General features: G+C 48.7%; 20 protein-coding genes and 1 tRNA gene. 9 read left to right on the top strand and 12 right to left on the bottom strand.

Features of this window, described 5'->3' with window-relative positions; genetic code table 11:
* Nucleotides 1–175: 175 nt before the first annotated feature.
* The gene (locus R3B84_11655; protein ID MEZ6141215.1) at nt 176–1,345 is read left to right on the top strand and encodes a homogentisate 1,2-dioxygenase; all 1,170 of its coding nucleotides are present in this window, start codon (nt 176–178) and stop codon (nt 1,343–1,345) included.
* A gap of 96 nt (nt 1,346–1,441) precedes the next feature.
* Here the strand turns inward: R3B84_11655 and R3B84_11650 are convergent, their stop codons facing one another.
* The 10 genes from R3B84_11650 to R3B84_11605 all read right to left on the bottom strand — a co-directional run bounded on the left by R3B84_11650 (nt 1,442) and on the right by R3B84_11605 (nt 11,418).
* Nucleotides 1,442–2,416, bottom strand: a complete 975-nt coding sequence (locus R3B84_11650; GenBank protein MEZ6141214.1) for a PhoH family protein — start codon at nt 2,414–2,416, stop codon at nt 1,442–1,444.
* A 346-nt stretch (nt 2,417–2,762) separates the two neighbouring features.
* Nucleotides 2,763–3,704, bottom strand: a complete 942-nt coding sequence (locus tag R3B84_11645; GenBank protein MEZ6141213.1) for a DUF2828 family protein — start codon at nt 3,702–3,704, stop codon at nt 2,763–2,765.
* On the bottom strand, nt 3,682–4,338 hold the full coding sequence (locus R3B84_11640) for a hypothetical protein (protein MEZ6141212.1): 657 nt from the start codon (nt 4,336–4,338) through the stop codon (nt 3,682–3,684). Before R3B84_11640 ends, R3B84_11645 begins: the two co-directional genes overlap by 23 nt.
* Nucleotides 4,339–4,725: 387 nt before the next feature.
* Nucleotides 4,726–6,228 carry a DUF1553 domain-containing protein gene (locus R3B84_11635; GenBank protein ID MEZ6141211.1) on the bottom strand — a complete coding sequence of 501 codons (1,503 nt, stop codon included), beginning with the start codon at nt 6,226–6,228 and terminating at the stop codon, nt 4,726–4,728.
* An 8-nt stretch (nt 6,229–6,236) separates the two neighbouring features.
* Nucleotides 6,237–7,742 (bottom strand): hypothetical protein, encoded by a 1,506-nt coding sequence (locus R3B84_11630; GenBank protein ID MEZ6141210.1) that lies wholly within the window; start codon nt 7,740–7,742, stop codon nt 6,237–6,239.
* Complete coding sequence (locus tag R3B84_11625; GenBank protein ID MEZ6141209.1) at nt 7,742–8,953, bottom strand: DUF1501 domain-containing protein; 1,212 nt, start codon at nt 8,951–8,953, stop codon at nt 7,742–7,744. The genes R3B84_11630 and R3B84_11625 overlap by 1 nt, the downstream gene beginning before the upstream one ends.
* A gap of 332 nt (nt 8,954–9,285) precedes the next feature.
* On the bottom strand, nt 9,286–9,966 hold the full coding sequence (locus R3B84_11620) for a DUF1559 domain-containing protein (GenBank protein ID MEZ6141208.1): 681 nt from the start codon (nt 9,964–9,966) through the stop codon (nt 9,286–9,288).
* Nucleotides 9,967–9,982: 16 nt separating this feature from the next.
* Nucleotides 9,983–10,414, bottom strand: a complete 432-nt coding sequence (locus tag R3B84_11615; protein MEZ6141207.1) for a hypothetical protein — start codon at nt 10,412–10,414, stop codon at nt 9,983–9,985.
* Between the two features lie 34 nt (nt 10,415–10,448).
* On the bottom strand, nt 10,449–10,811 hold the full coding sequence (locus tag R3B84_11610) for a DUF1559 domain-containing protein (protein ID MEZ6141206.1): 363 nt from the start codon (nt 10,809–10,811) through the stop codon (nt 10,449–10,451).
* A 115-nt stretch (nt 10,812–10,926) separates the two neighbouring features.
* Entirely contained in the window at nt 10,927–11,418 is a 492-nt protein-coding gene (locus R3B84_11605; GenBank protein ID MEZ6141205.1) for a DUF1559 domain-containing protein, read from the bottom strand.
* Nucleotides 11,419–11,827: 409 nt separating this feature from the next.
* Here R3B84_11605 and R3B84_11600 point away from each other — a divergent pair, with 409 nt between their 5' ends.
* From R3B84_11600 to R3B84_11565, 8 genes are all read left to right on the top strand, one after another.
* Nucleotides 11,828–13,153 carry a PQQ-binding-like beta-propeller repeat protein gene (locus tag R3B84_11600; protein MEZ6141204.1) on the top strand — a complete coding sequence of 442 codons (1,326 nt, stop codon included), beginning with the start codon at nt 11,828–11,830 and terminating at the stop codon, nt 13,151–13,153.
* A 139-nt stretch (nt 13,154–13,292) separates the two neighbouring features.
* Nucleotides 13,293–14,339: an RluA family pseudouridine synthase gene (locus R3B84_11595; GenBank protein MEZ6141203.1), complete on the top strand. Its 1,047-nt coding sequence runs from the start codon at nt 13,293–13,295 to the stop codon at nt 14,337–14,339.
* 160 nt (nt 14,340–14,499) lie between these two features.
* Entirely contained in the window at nt 14,500–14,955 is a 456-nt protein-coding gene (locus R3B84_11590) for a TIGR03067 domain-containing protein (protein MEZ6141202.1), read from the top strand.
* Nucleotides 14,956–14,982: 27 nt separating this feature from the next.
* A complete protein-coding gene (locus R3B84_11585; protein MEZ6141201.1) occupies nt 14,983–15,432 on the top strand; it encodes a hypothetical protein in 450 nt (149 codons plus the stop codon).
* A gap of 243 nt (nt 15,433–15,675) precedes the next feature.
* On the top strand, nt 15,676–16,863 hold the full coding sequence (locus R3B84_11580) for a Gfo/Idh/MocA family oxidoreductase (protein ID MEZ6141200.1): 1,188 nt from the start codon (nt 15,676–15,678) through the stop codon (nt 16,861–16,863).
* A 399-nt stretch (nt 16,864–17,262) separates the two neighbouring features.
* Nucleotides 17,263–17,335, top strand: a tRNA-Phe gene (locus tag R3B84_11575).
* A gap of 241 nt (nt 17,336–17,576) precedes the next feature.
* Nucleotides 17,577–18,944 carry a sulfatase gene (locus R3B84_11570; GenBank protein ID MEZ6141199.1) on the top strand — a complete coding sequence of 456 codons (1,368 nt, stop codon included), beginning with the start codon at nt 17,577–17,579 and terminating at the stop codon, nt 18,942–18,944.
* Between the two features lie 87 nt (nt 18,945–19,031).
* Entirely contained in the window at nt 19,032–19,904 is an 873-nt protein-coding gene (locus R3B84_11565; GenBank protein MEZ6141198.1) for an SUMF1/EgtB/PvdO family nonheme iron enzyme, read from the top strand.
* Nucleotides 19,905–19,938: 34 nt separating this feature from the next.
* Here R3B84_11565 and R3B84_11560 read toward each other — a convergent pair whose 3' ends face one another.
* Together R3B84_11560 and R3B84_11555 are read right to left on the bottom strand one after the other, a co-directional pair.
* The gene (locus R3B84_11560) at nt 19,939–20,538 is read right to left on the bottom strand and encodes a hypothetical protein (protein ID MEZ6141197.1); all 600 of its coding nucleotides are present in this window, start codon (nt 20,536–20,538) and stop codon (nt 19,939–19,941) included.
* 75 nt (nt 20,539–20,613) lie between these two features.
* On the bottom strand, nt 20,614–22,230 hold the full coding sequence (locus R3B84_11555) for a HAMP domain-containing sensor histidine kinase (GenBank protein ID MEZ6141196.1): 1,617 nt from the start codon (nt 22,228–22,230) through the stop codon (nt 20,614–20,616).
* Nucleotide 22,231 lies beyond the last annotated feature (1 nt).

The raw sequence follows: 22,231 nt of genomic DNA, 5'->3' as shown, positions 1-22,231 counted from the left end.
TTAGAAATAGCGTGTTACGAACATAGAAAATTTTCGCCACATTTTAGAAAAATAACGATCAGGCGAGTGTCCGAATGATGAATTTGAGCTGATTTTCAGGATTTGGCTCTTTTCTCTAAAATGAAGCGAAATGTTCTCGGCTATCCTTTTCGCCGGCCAAGGGGAAATCAACAGCATGCCGTATTATCAGCAACTGGGAACGATCCCTGCCAAACGCCATATCCAGTTCCCAAATCCAGGTGGTGGGTTTCTGCAGGAAGGTATCTACTACGAAGAAGTAGTAACCACGGAGGGCTTCCACCGTGCCTACAGCATTGTCTATCACCTGCGGCCACCAACGCGGGTGCTGAAAATGGAAGCTGCGGCACCTTATTCTGCGGAAGTGCTTGCCCCACAAGAACTTCGGCATATCCACCTGAAAACAGCCCCCATGCCACGTGGGGGCGATGTTATTTCTGGTCGCGTACCGATGTTTTGTAACAGCGATGTTACTTTGACACGTTGTCGACCAGATTCGCAGCAGCAGATGTTGTTTCGAAATGCCACCCACGAAGAATTATGGTTTATCCACCATGGCAGTGGCGTGCTGAAAACCATGTTTGGTGAACAGCCAGTGCGGCAGCTTGATTACGTGCTGATTCCACGAAGCACCACCTACCAGTTTGTGTGGGATAATCCCAATGAAGCTGACTTACTGTTGATCGAATCGCGTCCCACAATTCGTTTTCCTAATCGATATTTGAATCCGGATGGGCAGTTTCAGCTTGGAGCACCATTTTCTGAACGCGACCTGCAAGGTCCGAAATCGCTGGTTCCGGTGGATGATGAATCACCCACGGAAGTGATGATCCAGGATAGTGGACGTCGAACAATCTATACGCTGGCTTCCCACCCGTTTGATGTTGTGGGCTGGGATGGCTGCCACTATCCGTTTACGTTCAATGCACTTGATTTTGAACCGATTACTGGCAAAATTCATCAGCCACCACCGATCCATCAGACTTTTCAAACCGATGCCTTTGTGGTTTGTACGTTTGCCCCACGTCAACTGGATTATCACCCACAAGCCATCAAAGTGCCATATGCCCACTCGAATGTGGAATCTGATGAGGTTCTGTATTATGTGTTAGGGCAGTTTGGGAGTCGAAAAGGGGTGGAACAGGGCAGTTTCACCATGCACCCACGTGGGATTGCCCACGGCCCGCACCCAGGCACGATTATGGGCAGTCGCGATGCGACCAGCACCAACGAACTGGCAGTGATGGTGGATACGTTCGCCGCACTGCTGCCTACGAAACAGGCATGGGTATATGATGATCCACAATACCCTTATTCGTGGTTGTAACATTCAAATCTGAAACATGCGCAATCGTTGAAAAGGGTAAACTGTTGAGCCAATTTTCGCAGGAAAGGGCATTATTTTTGTTAAAAAGTCGGGCGATTATTCTTTGCCCTGGGGTGGGGCTTTCCGTCGGCTTTCCGCTTCATAAGCCATCACAATCCGTGATACCAGTGGATGTCGCACGATATCGGTTTCATCCAGATGAACAATCGCCAGCCCTTTTACATTTCGTAACCGCTGCACCGCATCGACCAGACCACTTTTGACGTTTGGTGGCAAATCGATCTGAGTAGCATCGCCCGTCACGATGATCTTGGAATTCATCCCCATTCGGGTGAGAAACATTTTCATCTGGGCAATGCTGGCGTTCTGTCCTTCGTCCAGAATAATCACCGAATTATTAAGCGTTCGACCACGCATGTATGCCAATGGAACAATTTCAATGACCTCGCTTTCCATGTACTTCTTTACCTGCTCGCGATCCATCAGATCGCTCAGGGCATCGAGCAGTGGGCGTAGGTAGGGGTTAATTTTCGCAACGAGGTCGCCTGGTAAAAAGCCCAGCCGTTCCCCGGCCTCCACAGCAGGTCGAACCAGAACAATTTTTTTAACGGTGCCTTGCCGCAACAAGGTGAGAGCCATGCCCACTGCCAGGTAGGTTTTACCGGTACCTGCAGGTCCAACGCAGATCACCACATCGTTTTCCCGCAACGCATGGACATAACGTGCCTGCCCATCGGTACGGGACCGAAGGTATTTTCCACCTTCCAGAATAGTCAGATTGTTGGAAGTTCCTCGTTCGGAACCTGCCATCACCAGTTCGATCGTAGTTTTCACATCTTCAGGTGCGATGTCGCCATGCTTGCGAATCACCCCACGCATCTGGTGGAGGGCCCGCATTGCCTGTTGCACAGCCTCTTCGTCGCCATCGATGTGGACGGTAGAACCTCGAGCCACCACCCGCACCCCCAGGCTGTCCCGCAACAATTTTAAGTTCTGGTCTCGGTTGCCGAATAACAGCACCGCTTCTTCTCTGCTATCGAGGGTTAATTGCTGCGATGTGGTTTCTTGCATTAAGGTCACGCCTGATTCTCCGCACTTCGGGTGTCATAGGCCATTGGACACACCAAAACGGAAAAAGTGATTGTTTTTAAACATTTTAGCTGTTTTGAGTGAACTTAAAAGCAGATTCCGTGGCACCAGGAGAAATACTGTCTTGGGAAGGATGAATGGCAAAAGTTGCCGTAAACAGAAAACCCTGGCAGGAAACTGCCAGGGTCTTTCAGTAGGGTGGAATAGTCGGAGAACTCTTGCAAATAATTAACACAACAAGACGCTTACCTGCAAGAGCTGTTCTCCACCATTCTCACAAACACAAGGGTAATGGTTGTTACTGCTGGTTGCGTCTTTTTCTGCCTGACTATGTGACCAGGCGGAATATTGGTTGGTCAAAAAAGTTCATCATCCCATCCAGCGGGGTCTCTTGGGAAGGAGCGATGAGATTCTTCTCATTTTCTGGCTTGGTTGTAGTCAGACCAAGTAATGCTTTGATATTCGATGGATCAAAACCACCAATCATGTACACGCCGCGGTCATGCATCTGGCTGGGGAAATCAGTTCCGGCACCATTGACAACCCACCAGATGATCCGCACATCCGACAAACCAACAGATGAGAGTTTTTTCATCGCTGTAGTGTAGTTCGTTTCCGTGTTTCCATCTACCGGGTTGAACTGCATGTCACTGATGATCAGCAGTGTTTCCGGGTATTGATCCACAGGGATTTCCGGGCTTTCCGTGCGTACTTTCACCAACAGATCAATGACACTCTGGAAGTTGGTTGAACCCCATGCAGTCGTCATCCGTTCCAGGTGGTGCAATCGATCGCAGAACTCTCCAGCCAGTTTTATCAGCGAACTTTCACTGTCGAAAGCAACCACCACATCCTTGAAATGGCCCACATTCAGAGCACTGAATACCAGCCCCATGCTGAGGCAGATGTCATAGGCTGTGGTGGGTCCACATACTTCCATTTTCATGGAGCCTGAAGTATCCAGACATGCCAGAGTATTGCCCAATTTGTGGTCGCGCAGAAAATCGAGCAGTGTTTCGAACTGACGATTGTAGATCAGTTTCTGAATCAATGTTGGATTCCTGGACATTGCAGCTGCTTTTGTCAGTTCGTAGGGATAACCATTGAACTTGACCCGTGGCTGGCGAAGCACCCAGTCTTTCAATCGCTCAATCTGATCGTGTCTTTCAAACACATTCTGCTTGTCTTTCCCCAGTTGTGAGGTGTGTAACAACATCGCCTTGCCAGGGATGGCATTGAAATTAATTTCATCCCAGCTTTGGGCAGCCATTTGCTGTTGCCACTGGTGGGCCGTTCCTGCACTTTTTAACAGGCGGTATTCTTTCTCCGAGATACCGAGGAAACGGCATAATCCTCGTGCCCATGTAACCCGCAGACCATCCCTGCGTGCGAATATGGTTCTTCGAGCGGATTTGTGGGAGATACTTCCGCAGAAGTTGATCATCCAGATTAGCTTTTACCAGTTGGTAAACTTTCTGACGATCGAGTACCGTAATCAGTGGTAGCGAGAAGAGATCCTTCCAGCATCCGAACAGTGGGATGAGGTGAAGATTTCGATATAGTATTTCAGGCTTGTTATTATTCAGCCAGACGACAGCCTTGAAAAACTCATCCTTTCGACCAAAACCAGTCTGTGCGTCTTCAATTTCCTCAACATCATGTGGGGTGCGGGTAATCAGTCGCAGACCAAGCACCATTTTCAGAGCAACGGCTTCATCATCAGCAAAGATGCGAGCCATGTCTGCATCCACTTCTGTCTGTGGGCGATCGCGGTAGGTTCCAGCTTTGGTAAAGTAGTCCAGAATTGTCCCGAACTGATCGAAACCGGTTGTAGCGTTCGAGACAAGCGCGCCATTCCAGGTGGTGGTACCATTTGCAGCCAGTCGATCCAGAAGTTGTGACATGACTCCTAACCTTTGTGGGTAATGGGGCTCAATTGAACCCCATCCATTGCCACAGGGCGATTAAACCAAAAACAGGACACCCTTGTCAATTAACAGTTGAGTTTAAAGTTGCTGCAAGTGTCCTTAAACAGAATGAAACAATTTTCGTGTTGCACCCTGCTGCACGTAAGACACAAAGCCGGCACGAGGGTTCGCAAAAAATGAGCAAATTTTCAAAAACCAACTGGCGATTTCACTTACACTGAAAAGAACACGCACCAACACAGGAGAAACAGATGCGAAACGTGGTAGGGGCGATCTTTCTGGCGGTGGGCTGCGGCACTCGTAAGTAATTTGCTGAAAAGAGTTTATGTGCAGTTGAGTTATGGGATGAAAAAAGAATGAGAATCAGTGGTTGGTACTGAACTCGCTGCTATTGAGTAATGCCCAGAACAGGTCGGACAACGCTGCTTTCTCCCCACCTGCATGTGAAAAGTGCGCCTTTATCAGTTGGATTTCTTTTGCTGTCGGCATTCTGCCATAAGCTGCCAGATACAACGCTTCAACTTTCTGAGGTGGGTCCAGAAAAGGGGCTTCCACCACAGCACGCAGCGTGGGAGAAGTGGTACGATCGGTCAATTTGTGGGTGATGGATCCATTCATTAAGGACAACGCCTGCAAAATTGATCTGTCTGCATCATTCGCACGAGGAACCTGAAATTTAGCAGCGAATATTTGTCGATTGGTGGCACCCAGCGGTTTGCTGAGGTCATCTCTTTCCGGTGGGAAACCAGCAGCAACATGAAGACTATCGTACAATTGTTCTCCTGTCAGCCCACGTACGGTTGCGAGAGCAAAAAACTGTTGCTTGGTGCGATCGGTCCCCACTGTTTTGGAGGTTAACTGGTAAACTTGTGTGTTCGCGATGGATTGTATGAGAAAATTCACATTAAATTTCGACCGCACGAATTCCTGAGCAAGTAAGTCCAGTAATTCAGGTAGAACTGAAGGGTTTTCATCGCTCAAATCATCGAGCGGCTCAACAAGTCCGTTGCCGAAAAAGTGGGCCCAAACGCGGTTTACCGCATTTTTGGCAAAGTAAGGATTTTCCCGAGCTGTCACCCAGGCTGCCAATACTTGCCTGCCACTGTACAAATCGAGTTTCCTCGGCCAAACAGGACTATTCTCTGTCAGAAACCTGGCTGAAACTAAGTTTTTAGTCCCATCCAACGCAATTTCGAATTTTCCAGCAGATTCGCCGTTCAAGCTGGTAAAGAAAGCTGCTGTTTCCCAGAATTGAGTGCGTTTCCAGTGAGCAAAGGGGTGGTTGTGGCATTGCGCGCAATCCAGATTCAAGCCCAAAAATGCCCGAGTTGTATTTGCTGCCAGCATTTCTGGTTTATTCTCACTCACCGTCAGAAATGTGGTGGGGGTTTTGGGTGCAGAATTCGATCGGCTGGCTACCATCAGTTGACGCACCATGTCATCCATGGGGGCTGCCTCTTTCAATTTCAGTGCGAGCCAACCCTCAATTTCTCTGGCAAGATTCGTGAATTGTGGCGTATCTGTTTGTGGAAACCAGTCTCTGCGCAACACGCTGGCGAAAAAATGATAATGGCCATTAGTTGATGAAAGTCGATCAATGATCTGTGCTCGCTTATCAGGCGAACGATCCCGTCGGAAATCACGGACTTCCGCGATGGTGGGAATGCGTCCCACCAGATCGAGGTAGATTCGGCGTAGAAAGGCGTCATCATCCACGAGCTGTGCTGGCGTTATCCGTTCTAATGCCCAGCGTGCTTTCAGGTGATCATCGATTTTCTTTGCCAGTTCCAGCGGAGTTGCTGTCCACGCAACAGCAGGAAAAGTGACAGCTAGCATCCATGGAATGATTCTGAGAATAGTAGTCATCGTGTTTGTTACTTTTTAATCGCCAATTTTGCGGCTTCAGAGACAGATAACAGTTGATCCTTATCAGTATCGAGTGAAAGAAACAATTTCGGTTCGCCAATCCATTCTTTTCTGGAAATATCACCATCACTGTTACGATCCATCGCCAGGAACCAGTCAGGTGCTTCAAGATGCGGTTTGCCAATCGCAGACAACGGGTGCCCATGACTGACAGTAGCTAACAGTTGGTGAGGTATTTTTGACTGGTCCAACGTATTATTCACAATCATTTTTTTCTGTTCAAAGTGGCTCTTCGCCACTCTCAGTTCTCTCAATGATAATGAGCCATCCTGATTTGTATCCAGATATGAAAATAACCCCTTACCATGATCAATAATGGTCACAAGCACATGACTGCGAGCAATTTGCTGCTGGACTTTGAACCATGCTTCAAATTCTGCATTGCTTAGTTGATTGTTTTTATCTTTATCAGAAATTGCAAGTAATTGTTGAAAAAGCGAGGCTTTTGGCACCATCAGTTCATTTGTGTCCAGAGTACCATCAGAATTTGTATCTCTTTCCGAATACTCACCAATCAACCGCTGTCGGGAATCCCTGGTCTGCAATGCTAATTTGCCTGCATCCATTCGGAGATCGATTGTGATGTCAGAATGGGTATATTTTCGTACTTTCGTGTGTGATACCGGATCAGATAAACTTACTTCCCAGGCAACAGCAGGCTTGGTGTACCTGATTGTTGTCGAATCACATTGAATCTGTTTCGCTGCATTGCGGCGTACTTTCAACGTTGTCTGCCAGTAAATATCATCCAATCGACTTGGCAGCACCATTAAAGGGAATTGGTCAATGGTGGCACTTTGTTTTGATGTGGGCTTTGGTGCAGAAAGAAGTATCGTACCCGTTGCACCGGGATATACTGCGCGCTCCACAAGTTCTCCGGGACCAATCAGCTCATCACCGTTTTTGTCGAGCGTTGCCAGCAAAGTTGCTGCCTGATCCCACTCGGAACGATCGACAATTGTATCATGGTTAGTGTCCAGTGATTTTATAAGTGCATCCGATAACCGCTGGGTATCGGGTGCAATTCCAATACCAACAAGCACTCCGCCCAACCCTGCGCGTCGATAGTAATTTTCCAACTCTTGTGGTGATACAAGCCCATCTTTTGTACAGTCCAATTCAGAAAACGCTGGTGCCGCTCCAAAATAAGGATTCAGTTGTCCCCATAACACCTGCCGAATGGCAAATTCGCTCGGAAGATGAGCAGCTTCTACTTTGTTCAGCAATCCATCTCCACTGTAGTCAAAATACTGAAATATACTGGCAAAAGTTTCAGCCCAGATTGCAGAAATCTGTTTGCCTTGGTTCTCTACTTTCAAGGTGATTATCTGTGGCTGGTCTGTCAATAGCAGCAATTCCAACTTATCCGTGTATGTAGCATCGAGTTTCCTTTTTACTGGTTCCCGGCCGGATAATATTCCACACATCAGAAGTAAGAGCAAACAGCAACGCATTACAGTAACTCCTTGATGGGCTTCGCATCCGGGTCTGCAATACGAATTGGTCTACCCACATTAGACATGTTTTGTTTCTGCGGGTCGACACCCACTTTGGTTGCCAGAGTAGCAAGCAGATTCGGCACCAGAATCGACTCTCCGTCGACAGACATTCCATCAGTGGTTGTTTTTCCAAGGATCTGTCCGCCTGGAATACCTCCACCAGCCATGGCCAGTGCCCAGGCAGCAGGCCAATGATCACGACCTGTAGAATTGTTTATTCGTGGGGTCCTGCCAAATTCACCCTGACAAACCACGAGAGTATGTTCCAGCAGACCACGCGTTTTGAGATCTTCCAGAAGGGCAGCAAATGCAGAATCGACAATACCAGAAAGCTCTTTTACTCTGTCAAAATTATTGCTGTGGGTATCCCATCCATCGAGTGTTACTTCGATAAACGGTACCCCACGTTCCACCAATCGGCGGGCAAGTAAACAACCCTGGGCAAACAGACCTTTGCCGTAGCTGGCAATTGTTTCCGGATTTTCCTGTTCCAGATGAAATGCTGCTGCCACCTTGGGACGCATCATCCGTGCGGCACGTGCGGTGGCAGATTGAATACTTTCAATCACTGCCGATCTGTGGGATGCACTAAATTGCTGTTCAATCCCGTCCAATAAGGCTAAACGAGCGTGTTGAGAAGCATCAGGAATATTGTTATTTCTGGCAATATCAGGAATGATGAGGCCTTTCTCGGGAGATGCCTGATCTCCCACGATCAATGGGGCATATTTTTGCCCTAGAAAACCAGCCCCAAGATTACTCGCAATGCGGGCAGGTGCGATGCTGACAAAGTTGGGTAAATCAGACGAATCGTGGCCCAGCTCTTTGGCAATTATCGCACCAAATGAAGGAAAATGAATTGCATTCAGTGGCGTATACCCAGTGCGTAACAGGTAATTCGCTCTGTAATGATCGCCTTCACGAGTGCTCATCGAGCGAAGGAGCACAAGTTCTTTGCCAAACTTTGCCAACCTTGGAAAATTTTCAGCAATTCGCACCCCTGGTGCGGTAGTAGCAATTTCGCAAAAAGGCCCACCATTCTTGTGGTCCGGCTTCAGATCCCACATATCAATGGTCGATGGCCCTCCGTTCAGCCACAGGAGAATGATTGATTTTACTGGCTTTGCGGGCGCATCATTTGCCAACACATTCAGCCAACCAGACATCGACCCTGCTGTCGCACCAAATCCACAGAGTGCTTTCAGCCCTGTCGAGTCAGCGATTTCATGAAAAGTGCCATTACATAAACCTTCGGTTATTAAAAATCATCCGGACTGATCACTTCGCCACCACCAATGCTAACCAGGGCAATCAGCATTTCCTGCGTTGTGCCAGCACGCAGAAACCGAACAGAACCATCGACAAAGAGACAATTGGCCCCATTTTCATGGAATCCATAAATCGAGGCACTGTTACTGCAGTTAACAGCACATACACCAAACGGTGTCAGGCCATCTGTGGAATACGACCTCAGATGGTTCCAGTTTGGTGCCGCCCACTACTGCCCCGCAAGAGCGGGCATCTGCACTTCTGTGAGGCGATCATCGGATAGTTTGCCGGCCTGCCAGCGATTGGGCTTGTCCGCCATTTCCACCACGAAAAGAGTATTTGTGGTGCCATCAGGAATATCTGCAATCCGAATCCGCTGGTTTACTTTCCGATGGTGCATTGCACCCACATGCAGGCTATCGGGATCATTATTTTCGTAATAGGCACCTGCGGAACCAACATAATCTGTGGCAGCAGTTGGAAAACTCTTTTCAGGAGAATTAGGATCTTTCGTGAGCACCAAACGTTTCGGATGTGGTGCTGCTGGGCACAGAAATGTTGCAACTTGCTTGCTTGCAAGGTTACGATTGTTGGATGCAGCATTATCCCACCATTCATGATCAGGTGAAAATAATCTTGCTAATTTTTCCTCACCAATGTAAGGGAGGATTTCGGTATTCCAACTGTGTCGTGGAGGTCGGACTTCGTTACGAGGTAACACCCCATGGGTATCCGCGTAGCCAGTCGCTCCCACACCAATTTTTCGCAAGTTTTCAGTACACTGAAGGCGATGTCTGCTAATGCGGGTTAGTTGAATGACTGGGAGTAGCAAGCCACCGATTATCAGGCAAAATGCCAGGAGAACCAGGAACCCAGGTATTGTACTTGCTCGCCGAAAACAGCTTGGCATTCTCCGCTCCTTTTCATTAAGGCAATTTCAGTTGAAAGGTGTTTGTTTCTGGCTTCACAGTAAATTGAATTGTCGATTTTTCAGGATCGTTATAGGCACGTTTTAATCGATCAGGTTCGTCGCCTGTTTCGAGATCACTGGGATTCCGTTTCCCTTCCGGCCACCATAAAATTACGTTGTAATCACCCAATGGCATGCCATCGTTCAATTCATAAGTGGTTACTTCAAATCGCCCGTCTGCGTCTGCATATGCTCTGGAAACCCTTGCACTTCGAACTGGTTGATCGGCAGGATAGAACGTCAGCACCAGATAAGCCATTGGCTCGCCGTTGAAAGTTGCCTGTCCTTTCACCGAATAGACTTGTAATTCACCTGGTCGTTTGGACTCACACCCTACTCCCATGCCCATCATGATCAACAAAACTGTAAACCGTAGCAGATTCATCATTCTCCTCGAAGCTTGCGAAAAATTAATTGTCAGGTCAGTCGAGTGTGACAACTTCGCCCTCGTTGTAAGAAATGAGTTGGCTTACTACGATTGCAGTTGTGTTTTCCTTGAGATATTGCACTGACCCATCACCCATAATCACGTAGGCACCACCGGGATGGAAAGCGTAGACATCCGCTCCGTTTGATTTGTTGACACTGTATTGCCCAAACTGAATAGTACCTGTAGTATCCCAACCACGAAGGCTGTTGTTGCTGCCACCATTTGCCCAGGCACCGTTATTACTGTTGTTGTAAATCTGTGTTGTTGGTGGGGAGATCATTTGACCCGTTTGCCATCGAGCAGATTTGTCTGCCATTTCTACCACCAGAATCGTGTTGGACGTGCCATCCGTAATCGCCTGAATGAATTGGCGCCCCTGTCCCAGATTCCGTAAGGTGCCAGCGAATTCGACACGTGGTGTGTTTGAGAGGCGGAATGAACTGGGGACTGCATAATCGGCCTGACCAGCCTCAAACGTTGCCCCTGGGTTCTCTTGGATCTTCGATCATTACGTATTGATCATATCGTGGGCTGCACGGACACATAAAGGTTTTTAAACGGGTTCTGGCTGCTGCTCGGTTGAGAATGCCATTTCGGGATTCACACCAGATCCAATCGGTGTTGATCATTTTGTAAACATTGTCCTGTTCAATAAACGGCAGCAGGCGGGTGAACATGCTTAACCGCCGAGCTGGAATACTTGCATGACCGGGTGCGGGCCCAGGAAAAGTCGCTTCTCCCTGGGGTAATTGACCATCAAAGGTTGCCACGTGGGTGTGAATACCAATTCCAATCTGTTTGAAATTGTTCTTGCATTTCGTTCGGTTGGCAGCTTCCCGCACTTTTTGTACCGCAGGAAGCAGTAAGCCAATCAAAATTGCAATAATGGCGATTACCACCAAAAGTTCAATCAATGTGAAACCGCGTCTCAATATACGTTTGTTCTTGGCAAAAGAATACATTTTGAAGTTACCTGCTAGAAATCTATGAAATTGCCTAAAAAATTTATCGTAAAACAGTAGCAACAGTAGTTATCTCTCATAATTTGATACTGAATCTCAGTTTCATAGTATTAGTCCAATTGCCCATGGCAAGTGGTTGGTGAATTTTATCGTTTGGTTGCAACTGAATTGCACACAAGAGTTCCGAGAGCAGTTTGTGTGCCAAACATGGCAGAAGATCAAAAACAGTGTTATTTGTGGGATTTTCGCTTTTGAACTTCCTACTTATAGTCAAAAAAGTGCCAAAATTGTTTCTCTTTGGTTTGTTTTTGCCCAGATTCTCCATTCGCAAATAATGAGCAAATTTTCAAAAACCAACTGGCGATTTCACTTACACTGAAAAGAACACGCACCAACACAGGAGAAACTGATGCGAAACGTGGTAGGGGCGATCATTCTGGCGGTGGGCTGCGGCACCGCACTGCATGCCGATTTTCTGGATAAAAAAGCCACACAGTGGCATCAATGGCGCGGGCCCAATGGAACTGGCTACGCACCTGATGCCAACCCACCTACTAAGTGGGATGAAAATACCAATATTCGCTGGAAGGCACCTCTTGTCGGTCGGGGCAGTGCCACGCCAATCGTTTGGGAAAACCAGGTAATTGTGCTGACGGCTGTGGAAACAGACAAAATTGCCGACAAATTGCCCCCAGCCGATCCTCGATTTCAGACCAGAACAGAACGGCCGAACCGTTACTATCAATTCATCGTTTTTTCATTTGATCGTCAGACTGGCAAGCAATTGTGGAAGACTATTGTCGCAGAAGCAGTGCCCCACGAAGGGTGCCATGCCACGCATTCGTATGCTGCGGGTTCCCCAACTACCGATGGCACAAGGATTTATGCCTGTTTTGGCTCTCAGGGAATCTTTGCACTCGATTTCAGCGGCAAGGTGCTCTGGAAACAGAATCTGGGTCAACTGCACACTCGCCTGGGGTGGGGGGAAGCTGTGACACCGGTCTACCACAAGGACAGCCTGTATCTGAACTGGGATCAGGAGGCGGATTCGAAGCTTTATTGCCTCGACGCTGCAACGGGAAAAACCCGGTGGGTGGTTGATCGCGATGAAAAATCTTCGTGGAATACGCCGTTGCTGGTTAACCACAACGAAACTACCCAAGTTGTGTTGAACGGCACCACGCGGATTCGTGGTTACCACGCAGAGAGCGGGAAATTGATCTGGGAATGCCCTGGGATGACTACAAACGCCATTCCATCGCCAGTGGCAGATGACAAATGGATTTATGTGATGAGTGGCTATCGGGGTGCGGCAGCGGTCGCGATTCCGATTGATGCCAAAGGAAACGTCGCAAAGTCTCAACTGGGCTGGAGTTACGACAAGGCGACCCCGTATGTTCCTTCGCCACTGCTGGTGAATAATCGCCTGTATTTCAGTCAGACCACCCAGCCGGTCTTCAGTAGTCTGGACACAACGACGGGCAAACCAGTGATCGATCGGGAGCGGTTACCCAGTGCCACCAGCTTTTATGCATCACCCGCTGCAAGCAAATCCCACATCTATTATCCAGACCGCACCGGTACCACCGTGGTGCTCAAATTGGGCGATCAATTCGATGTGGTATCAGTCAACACGCTGAAAGACGAATTAGATGCCTCGCCCGTATTACTTGGTAAAACGCTATTCCTGCGTGGTCATAAAAACCTGTACTGCATTGAAGAAACCAGCAAATAGTAATTTCTGTTTTCCAACCCATCAGTGGATTGAAACGTGAGGAATTCGAAACACATTTCAGTGGGAATTGTTTACACCTTCCCACCCACTTTTTCGTCTTCAGCTACAATAAGTTGTTACTTCGTGGTGTAGATTGAAAATGGCTGAACATGTTTTTGTGGTGGGGCGAAATGATGTCGATCAAACGGTCGCTGCATTTTTGCGTTTACGGTTGCAATTGACCTGGTCGGAAGCAAAGAATCTGGTGGCTTCCGGAGTGGTGCGGGTCGCCAGTCAGAAAGTCAGCGATCCGGCATTTCGCCTGAAGCTGGGCAAAAAAGTTGAAATTATTCAGCCCAAACCTGCCGCAAAAGAAAATGAATGGGCGGCCAAGCCCTTTCAAGACACCAAAAAGGCCGATGCCAAACCCACGAAATCGGTCAAACCGGTGAAGATCCGCAAGCCGGATGAGCTACTCCCCACCATTATTTACTCGGACGATACCATTGTGGTGGTGGACAAGCCAACTGGGCTGACCACCATGCGGCATCCGGAAGAAGCTGCGGAGTTTGGAGAGCATGCCCAGCAATTTCTGCCAACAACGCTGGCAGATATGCTCCCTGCAATGTTGGGGCGGCCCGGAAAGCAGGTGAAAGCAGTTCACCGCATTGACAACGAAACCAGTGGTCTGGTGGTCTTTGCCCGCACCAAAATTGCCCAGGAACACCTGGACGAACAGTTTCGGGAACACCGGATCGAACGACGCTATCAGGCGCTGGCACGTGGCAAAGTAAAGCCAGGCAAGATTGAAACCACCATCGTCCGTGATCGTGGGGATGGCCGACGGGGTACTGGAACCGGTGAGGGTGCGAAAACAGCCACCACCAAAGTTAAAGTATTAGAAAGATTTCATGAGTTTTCTTTCATAGAATGCCAGCTTGAAACGGGTCGCACGCACCAGATTCGTATCCACCTGGGGGAACAGGGGACACCACTTTGTGGGGAAACGATTTACGATCGCCCCATTAATGGGCAGCCACTACCAGATAAAAGTGGTGCGAAACGGATTAAGCTGCACGCGGCAGTGTTGGGATTGGTGCACCCAGTCACTGGTGAAAAATTACGTTGGGAAGCACCACTGCCAGAAGATTTTCGCCAGATCCTGAATCGGCTGCGAGCAGAATCTGCGGAACTCTATGCAGAATAAAGACTTGCAACAAACACGCCTCCCACGTTCGTGAAAAATTCAAATATTTTTCAGATTTTGCCAAAATTGCTGCCAAAATCTCAAGAATATCAGATAGTCTGTTAAAAAATGTTCCGCACCACCGTGCTGGTAACTTAGTTGAATCAAAAGGGCTTTCAAAATGATGACGTCATTAGTGGTGGGTTTAACACTGGTACTCGGTGCTCCAGTTCCCAAAGGAAAAGAGAAACCCAAGGAAGTGGTCATTGAAGGGGAATGGCGTGTCGTTGCAATTGATGGCGGCCCGAAAGAATTACCCCCAGGTGGGCTGATCATGCGATTCGAAAAAGACAAAGTTGCGATCATTGAAGCTGGCAAAGAAAAGCCCGAAATGGCCGATTACACGCTAAATCGGGAAAAGACTCCTTACGAGATCGACATCAAGCCCAATCCAGGCCAGGTGCCAGCAAATGTAAAAATTGACATTCCTACAATCAAGGGAATCCTCGAAATCACAGAAGACACGATGAAACTGTGTTTCAGCCGACCAGACAAAGGCGGCCGCCCCACCGAGTTCAAAGGGACTCCAGATGTAATCTTCTTTACGCTGAAACGAGAAACACCACAGAAGAAGTAGTCAATCGCTGACAATCTGGAGCCTGAAATGATGACATCACTCGTTGTGGGACTAACGCTTGTTCTTGGTGCACCCCCACCTGAAAAATTGCCAGCAGAATCAATACTTGGCGATTGGCAAGTTACAGAAGTATCGAGAAGCCCTAAGAGCGATTTCAGTAAATTCAAGTTGAACTACATTTTTGGGAAAGACTCTTTTGTGCTGAGTACCGAATTCCCGAATGGAAAATCTGATGTGCAGACGATCCCTTACAAATTGAACAGAAAAGACACTCATTGGGAGATTGATTTCACAGTGCATCACTCAGATAGTGGCTTTCACAAAATGCTTGGCAGAATCGAAATCAAAGGGGATGAATTGAAGTTCTGCTTTGCCTATCCACTCTCAGAAAAAATGGTTAGACCAGATGGCATCAACACCAAGAATGGGAATACGATCCACACGATGAAACGAGTCAAGTCGCCTGCAAAAAAGTAGTTTGCGAATTCTCGCTCCCAACGTACCGACTCATTTTTCAGCATCCATTTCAGGTGCATCTAGGGAAAACGCTTGTGTCGGGTTAATTTTGAAATCCCCCATGCCATGTCGTTTGCTCCCACCTGCACGTGGGTCATTTCGGTGGTTTTCAGTCCCCTCGTGCGTAGAATAAACCCACAATTGCAAGCAGCGACAGTAAATTTTCAAGGTTGATTAAGAAATTCTCACAAAGGAACTCCTCTCATGGCTACAAACGCACCGTTGAACAGAAAATTACGCATGGGACTAATCGGTGGGGGGCAAGGGGCCTTCATTGGTCGCGTGCATGCCACTGCGGGTGTGCTGGATAACCGGGCCGCTCTGGTGGCTGGTGCACTTTCCAGCGATCCTGCACGTGCCAAAGCTTCCGCCGGAGATTACGACATTGCCGAAGAGCGTGCTTACACTTCGTATCAGGAAATGGCTCAGCAGGAAAGCAACCGTGTCGACAAAGTAGATTTCGTCAGTGTCGCCACACCCAACCACACCCACTTTGAGATTTCGAAAACATTTATTGAAGCGGGGTTCAATGTCATTTGCGACAAGCCAATGACCTTCGATTATTCCCAGGCAGAAGAACTTCTTGCAGCTGTTGAAAAAAGCAATGTGGTGTTTGCGGTCACCCACAATTACACGGGCTATCCGATGGTGCGGCAGGCACGTGAAATGATCCTCAATGGGGAATTGGGCGAAATTAACGCAATTCGCAGTAACTACATTCAGGGCTGGCTCCGTACCCGTCTGGAAGCAGACAACCAGAAACAGGCAGCCTGGCGTACCGATCCTAAACGCAGTGGGGCTGCTGGCTGTTTTGGCGATATTGGCACCCACGCGTATAACCTGGGGCGTTACATGACGGGATTATTGCCCAGCGAAATTTGCTGTAGCCTGAAAATTTTCGCTGAAGGCAGATTTCTGGATGACTACGGCACAGCAGTGATTCGCTACAGCAATGGTGCGTTGGGCACGGTAACCGCTTCGCAGATTTCCCACGGTCGGGAAAATGATGTGCGCATTGAAATTGATGGCACCAAAGCTTCGCTGGAATGGCACCAGGAAAATCCCAATTTGCTCTTTGTGCGGAAGAATGGTGAGCCCCACAAGACCTATACCCGTGCCGGTGGGCCTTACCTGGGCAGTGCAGCCACTGCAGCAGCACGCATCCCCAGTGGGCACCCGGAAGGGTTTTTTGAAGCGTTTGCCAACGTTTATTCCAGTGCATTTGATGCCATGATTAAACAGATTTCTGGTGAATCGTTTGAAAAAGTAAATACGATTTATCCGAATATCTACGACGGGCTGGAAGGGATGCTCTTTATTACGCAGTGCGTGGAAAGCAGTAAACAGAACGCTGCATGGTTACCGTTCAAGCATCCAAAGTTGCGTTCTTAACCGGTCTCATCCCTGAAATAAGGCGATCCACAAGCTTGAGTGGAATATTCCTGCATTTTCCCGATGCTCAAATTAACAAATTGCAGATGAAATATGCTGAAATCATTCCTGCAGGCCCCGCCGATAATCCGCAAATTTGATTTCCCCTGAAAATAGACGCTGGAAAACTATTTCTGCCAATTCAGAAGTTGTAAGTTGACCGCATCGCGGGAGCTCGGTTCCGAAGGGAAACAACGAATTGTGACTAATCGCTACGATACCGACGTGGGCAAGCGAACCCGGTGCGTGAACCTTCCCCAATTCTTGCCTGTCAGTGGGCAATGTGGTGCCCAGGTGGCCGAAAAAAGTTCCGTGCGGCAATTGACAACTACCGCACAAACGCATATTACGAATAGACAGGGGCAGATAGCTCAGTTGGTAGAGCGAGCGACTGAAAATCGCTAGGTCACCGGTTCAAGCCCGGTTCTGCCCACTTTTATTTTCAAATCTTAGAAAACACTCATTGTTTCCATGTTGTGGTATTTGCCACCAGCAAACCATTTTCATGGATTTCTCATTTTTTACTTTCGAAGTGAGACAGCACATTCTTTTGTGGTAAAATCAACACGGTTTTCCAAGAAAGTGGCACGCTCGACCAGAAAATGAGATTTCAATCATTTCTCTGAGTGCTGTATGACCATGATTCAACGACTGTTGAGATATATGAGACCAAAATGAAAAAACACCTCTTCCTTTTCTATGCAATGTGGGGCGTTTTCGGTTCCACGACGTGGGCTGCAGAACCAAAACAGCCTAATGTCCTGTTTATTGCAGTTGATGATCTCAACCATTGGGTAACCCACCTGGATCGCAACAAACAGGCCAAAACGCCCAATATCGACCGGCTTGCCAGGATGGGTGTCACTTTTACCCACACTTATTGTGCGGCTCCCGCCTGTAACCCCAGTCGGGCGGCACTGATGTCTGGTTTGCGGCCCAGCACCACCGGAGTGTACGATAATGGCCAGAACTGGCAGCCGGTAATTGGCAAAGAGAAAACCCTGACCACGCAATTCCTGCGTGCGGGGTACAATGTCTACGGCAGTGGCAAAATCTATCACGCGAATGCCCACCGCGATGGTGAATGGACTGATTACATGGTTGGTGGCAAAGAACAGGCCACACCCCACCCCGACAGCAAATCTGATGGTGTTGGTGGGATCAAGTTTCGCCCACTGACGAATGATTCCAAATTGAGCGACGAGAACATCGTTAATTACGGCATCAAGCAATTGGGTGCGAAGCACGATAAGCCCTTTTTTCTGGCTGTGGGAGTGCACAAACCGCATATGCCCTGGAATGTGCCGAAAAAATATTTCGACCTGTTCCCGTTAGACAAAATTGAACTGCCACCAACCACAATGAATGATCTGTCGGACATTCCAATGGCGGGGCTAAAAATGGCCAAACCCGAAGGAGACCACGCGTTGATGGTACAGTCCGGTCGCTGGAAAGAAGCGGTACAGGCTTATCTGGCAACAATTGCCTACTGCGATGCACAAATTGGCCGACTGCTTGATGCCTACGATCAATCACCCCACCGCGACAATACCATTATTGTGTTCTGGGGCGACCACGGCTGGCACCTGGGCGAAAAAGAACACTGGCGAAAGTTCGCATTATGGGAAGAATCAACCAGGATGCCATTCATCTGGGTGGCACCTGGAACCACGAAAGGGGGTGGGGTTTGCACTCGGACCGTCGATTTAATGAGTATTTACCCCACATTGTGTCAATTGTGTGGCATCAAACGTCCTGAACATGTAGAAGGTGAAAACATCCAGCCACTGCTGGCTGATCCGAAAGCTGCCTGGACCAAACCTGCACTCACCACCTACCACCGCAATAACCATTCGGTACGCACAGAAAAATGGCGATATACTCGCTATGCCGACGGTGGGGAAGAACTGTACGATCACGAAAATGACCCGTATGAATGGACCAATCTGGCAAACAACGAGAAATACAACGATCTGAAGAAAGAACTGGCCAACCATTTCCCAACGAAAAATGTGCCAGAACTCCCACGTGCGAAAAAGTAAGTGGCTACTTTCTGTGGTTGAATTCGTTACTTGAAACAAGTGTGTTATCAGAGTCGCTGAGGTACGAACTATTCTCGGAGTGATGTAATGCGATCCATTTTCGTGGTAATTTTCGGGCTCTGTTTACCATTATCGTTGTGCAGCGCTGAGCCCAAGCCAGGGGTAGAGCGTGATTTTCAGATCCACCCCAAGCTAAAGATGAAGTTTTGCTGGATTCCAGCAGGAGAATGCCAGTTAGGTAGTGTCAAGGGTGAGCGTGATGAAATGATGAAGTTCATTGAAATGATGAAGTTTACTCGAGATAAAGGAGAGCCTGCGTGGTTAGCTGCTGAAGCAGAAGAAAAGCGCGGACGAATGAAGACAAATGGCTTTTGGCTGGGGAAATTTGAGGTAACGCAGCAGGAATGGGATGCACTAATGCCATCAAATCGCAGCTATTTTCGCAAAGGATCAATTCGTGAAGAGAGAGTGGTGGGAATTGATACCAGTCGCTTTCCAGTTGAGAATGTCAGTTGGAATGCTTGCCAGGACTTTTTGAAGAAGTGTTCTCTGGAAGGATATGAGATCCGTTTGCCACATGAGGATGAATGGGAGTATGCCTACAGGGGAGGAAAGGGAAATAAACAGGCATTTTATTGGGGGAATGAGCTACGAGGAGACAAAGCAAACGTGAATGGAGGTTATCCTTTTGGAACAGTTGAGAAGGGCAACTTTGTTGGCCGCCCAACTGTTGTAGGAAGTTATGAGGAAAAGGCCCCCCACCCGTGGGGTTTATGCGATATGAGTGGAAACGTCATCGAGTGGTGTCATAATGAGTACGATACTGGTCGAGCACTTCGTGGGGGAGATTGGGGAGCCATCCCAGGAGACTGTCGTGGGGCTCGACGTGAGTCATACGGGCCAGAATACCATTACTCCGAAATTGGCTTCCGTATCGCGATGATTCCAGTGAAGAAGTAGGTAAAGGAGGCATCTATCGAAAATGATACCTTCCTTATTCTTCCATTTCTTCTTCATCGCGGAAAACAAGTTCGATCCCGACTGCATCATCGGGAACGGTGATTTTTTTGACTTCTTTGCCACGTTGCTGCCACTCGAAAGTGCGTGGGAGTTTCATCGTCACATATTGCTGACTGGGCAGCGCTACTTTTTCGCCATTGATCAGTAGATCAAGTTCCGTCGTGGAATGGTTGAAAAAGCCCACTTTAACTTCGGCGGATGCTACTACCCGTCGATTGCCCGTTACGGGATATTGCTGAAGTACAATTTTCTTGTCTGGCCTTAATTCTGTTTTGGGGTTTGGCAGCACTGGTGGTTCCAGTTTGGCACCGGAACGGAAATCGGGGGATTGTTGATTTCCACCCGCATTCTGAGTGGGTGATACCTGATAACCACCTGCAGATGGGCTGGGGGGGCTGCCCGTAGCACCCGGCACGTAGTAGGGCACCCACAGAATGACCGGTGGGTAGCTGGCGCAGTAGGGATTAGGATAGTACACCGGGTAAAATTGCACGGGGCCAGATGGCCACGGATAAGCCATGCACGGCACAGTGAAGATGGACAACAGAAACAGGCACGCGACCACTTTACCCACGGCGATCTCCAGCAAACAACCACAAGAATGTTGTTTTATGTATTGGTGCTGCCGAAAGTAGCGGTTTTGCGGGATTTATTGTCCATTCTCGTCTGGGGCATTTGGGAAAATAATCCGAAAAGTAGTGCCGCTTTCTGGTTCGGATTCGATTTTCAGTGTCGCTGCGTGGTGTTCCAATACCACTGCGACAAACGACAGACCCAGTCCCATCCCCGCACTGTAGCCTTCGTACAGGGCATTGTCCCGCTTGGTGCTGAAGTGTGTCTCCAGACACGATTCTTTCACTTCCGGAGTCATGCCAATGCCATTATCCACTACTTCCATAACTATCTGGTTATCTATAATCAGGGTGCGGAGTACCACTTCCCCTTTCCATGCAGATGCTGCCAGCAAGGCCTTCTTCTTACTGGCGCTGTCCTGCTGGTCGTGGGCCACCTGTCGCAGGTGGTTACGCATTTCGAAAGTAGCATCGCGGGCGTTAAACAGCAGATTTTCAAGTGCCTGCTGCAAGTGGGAGGCATCCCCACGAATCTGCAGGGGCTGTGCTGCCAGATCCAGCTTCACAATCAGCTTCCATTTACTGCTGGCGGTACTCTCCCATGTCCGCCCACATTCGCCCACCAGCTGATTCAGATCGATGACCCCCTGTTCCGTCTTCGTTGGGTCACGTCGGACGGTGCGCAGGATCATTTGCAGGCGTTCGGTCACCGTTGCCAAAGTTTCCCGTACCTCGTGCAGCATCCCCACCTGGGTAGAGGTGTTGTCGGGTGATTCCAGACAACGGGAAATCAGGTCGTTCGGTCGCACTAATAAATTTTTAATATTATGGGCGTAGGAACCCGCCATAATGCCAATGCTGGCGTACAACTGGGATTTCATCTGCAGGTTTTCGTGCTCAGCCTGGGCAATCCGGGCTTCGGCACGGGCTGCTTCAATGCGTTGCTCCAGTAGTTTCCGCATTACCTCTTCTTTCTGGTGCTCAGCTTCCTGGGCATTCACTTTTGCCGCCAGCATTTCCACTATCGCATGCTCGCGGGCCAATTCGCGACGTCTTTCACGGCGCAGAAACAGTATTACCCAGATCAGGGCAAGCGAACTGCCCAGCAATACCACTCCGGCAGCCACCCACTGGATCGCACGCTGATTATCCTGATCTCGCTGCAACTTGTTGTAGGCATGAAGTTGATATTCCAGCCGAATGTGGGCAATTACCTGCTGATTTTCCCCCAATACCGGATGAACGATCGTCCGAATCTGACTGAGATTTTCCGACCGAGGTCGTGGGAGTTGCGAATCCCACGTGATTGGTGCGTTCGGTTGCCGCAAAAATTCGATCTTTAACGAGTAAAATTCCGGAAACATGGGCAAATAGGGCCGATAGAGTCGGATTGGATCGGTGCGAGCATGGAGCTCCACCTGAATTTCGGTGGCTTTTTGACCCAGCAAGTCCTTATTCTGACCTGGTACCTGCAACATGGCATCATATTGACGCACCAACTCAGGCAGCGTGCGACGAAAAACCCGAGCTTCATCGAGCCATTCCCGCAGATTGGCTTCGTCATTCTGAGAGCCTTGCTGCGTGCCCACAAACAGCAGATAGGCCAGCCAGCCAACCAGCACCGTCCAGAACAGAACCGCGGGTGCCAGGGCACGAATGTACTTCCACCAGGGGAAAATTGTTTTCTGTTTCATG

It is taken from the genome of Zavarzinella sp., from assembly GCA_041399155.1.
Lineage (GTDB): Bacteria > Planctomycetota > Planctomycetia > Gemmatales > Gemmataceae > JAWKTI01.
Note: the sequence above shows the minus strand (reverse complement) of the source record. Positions and strands in the feature narration are given on the sequence as shown.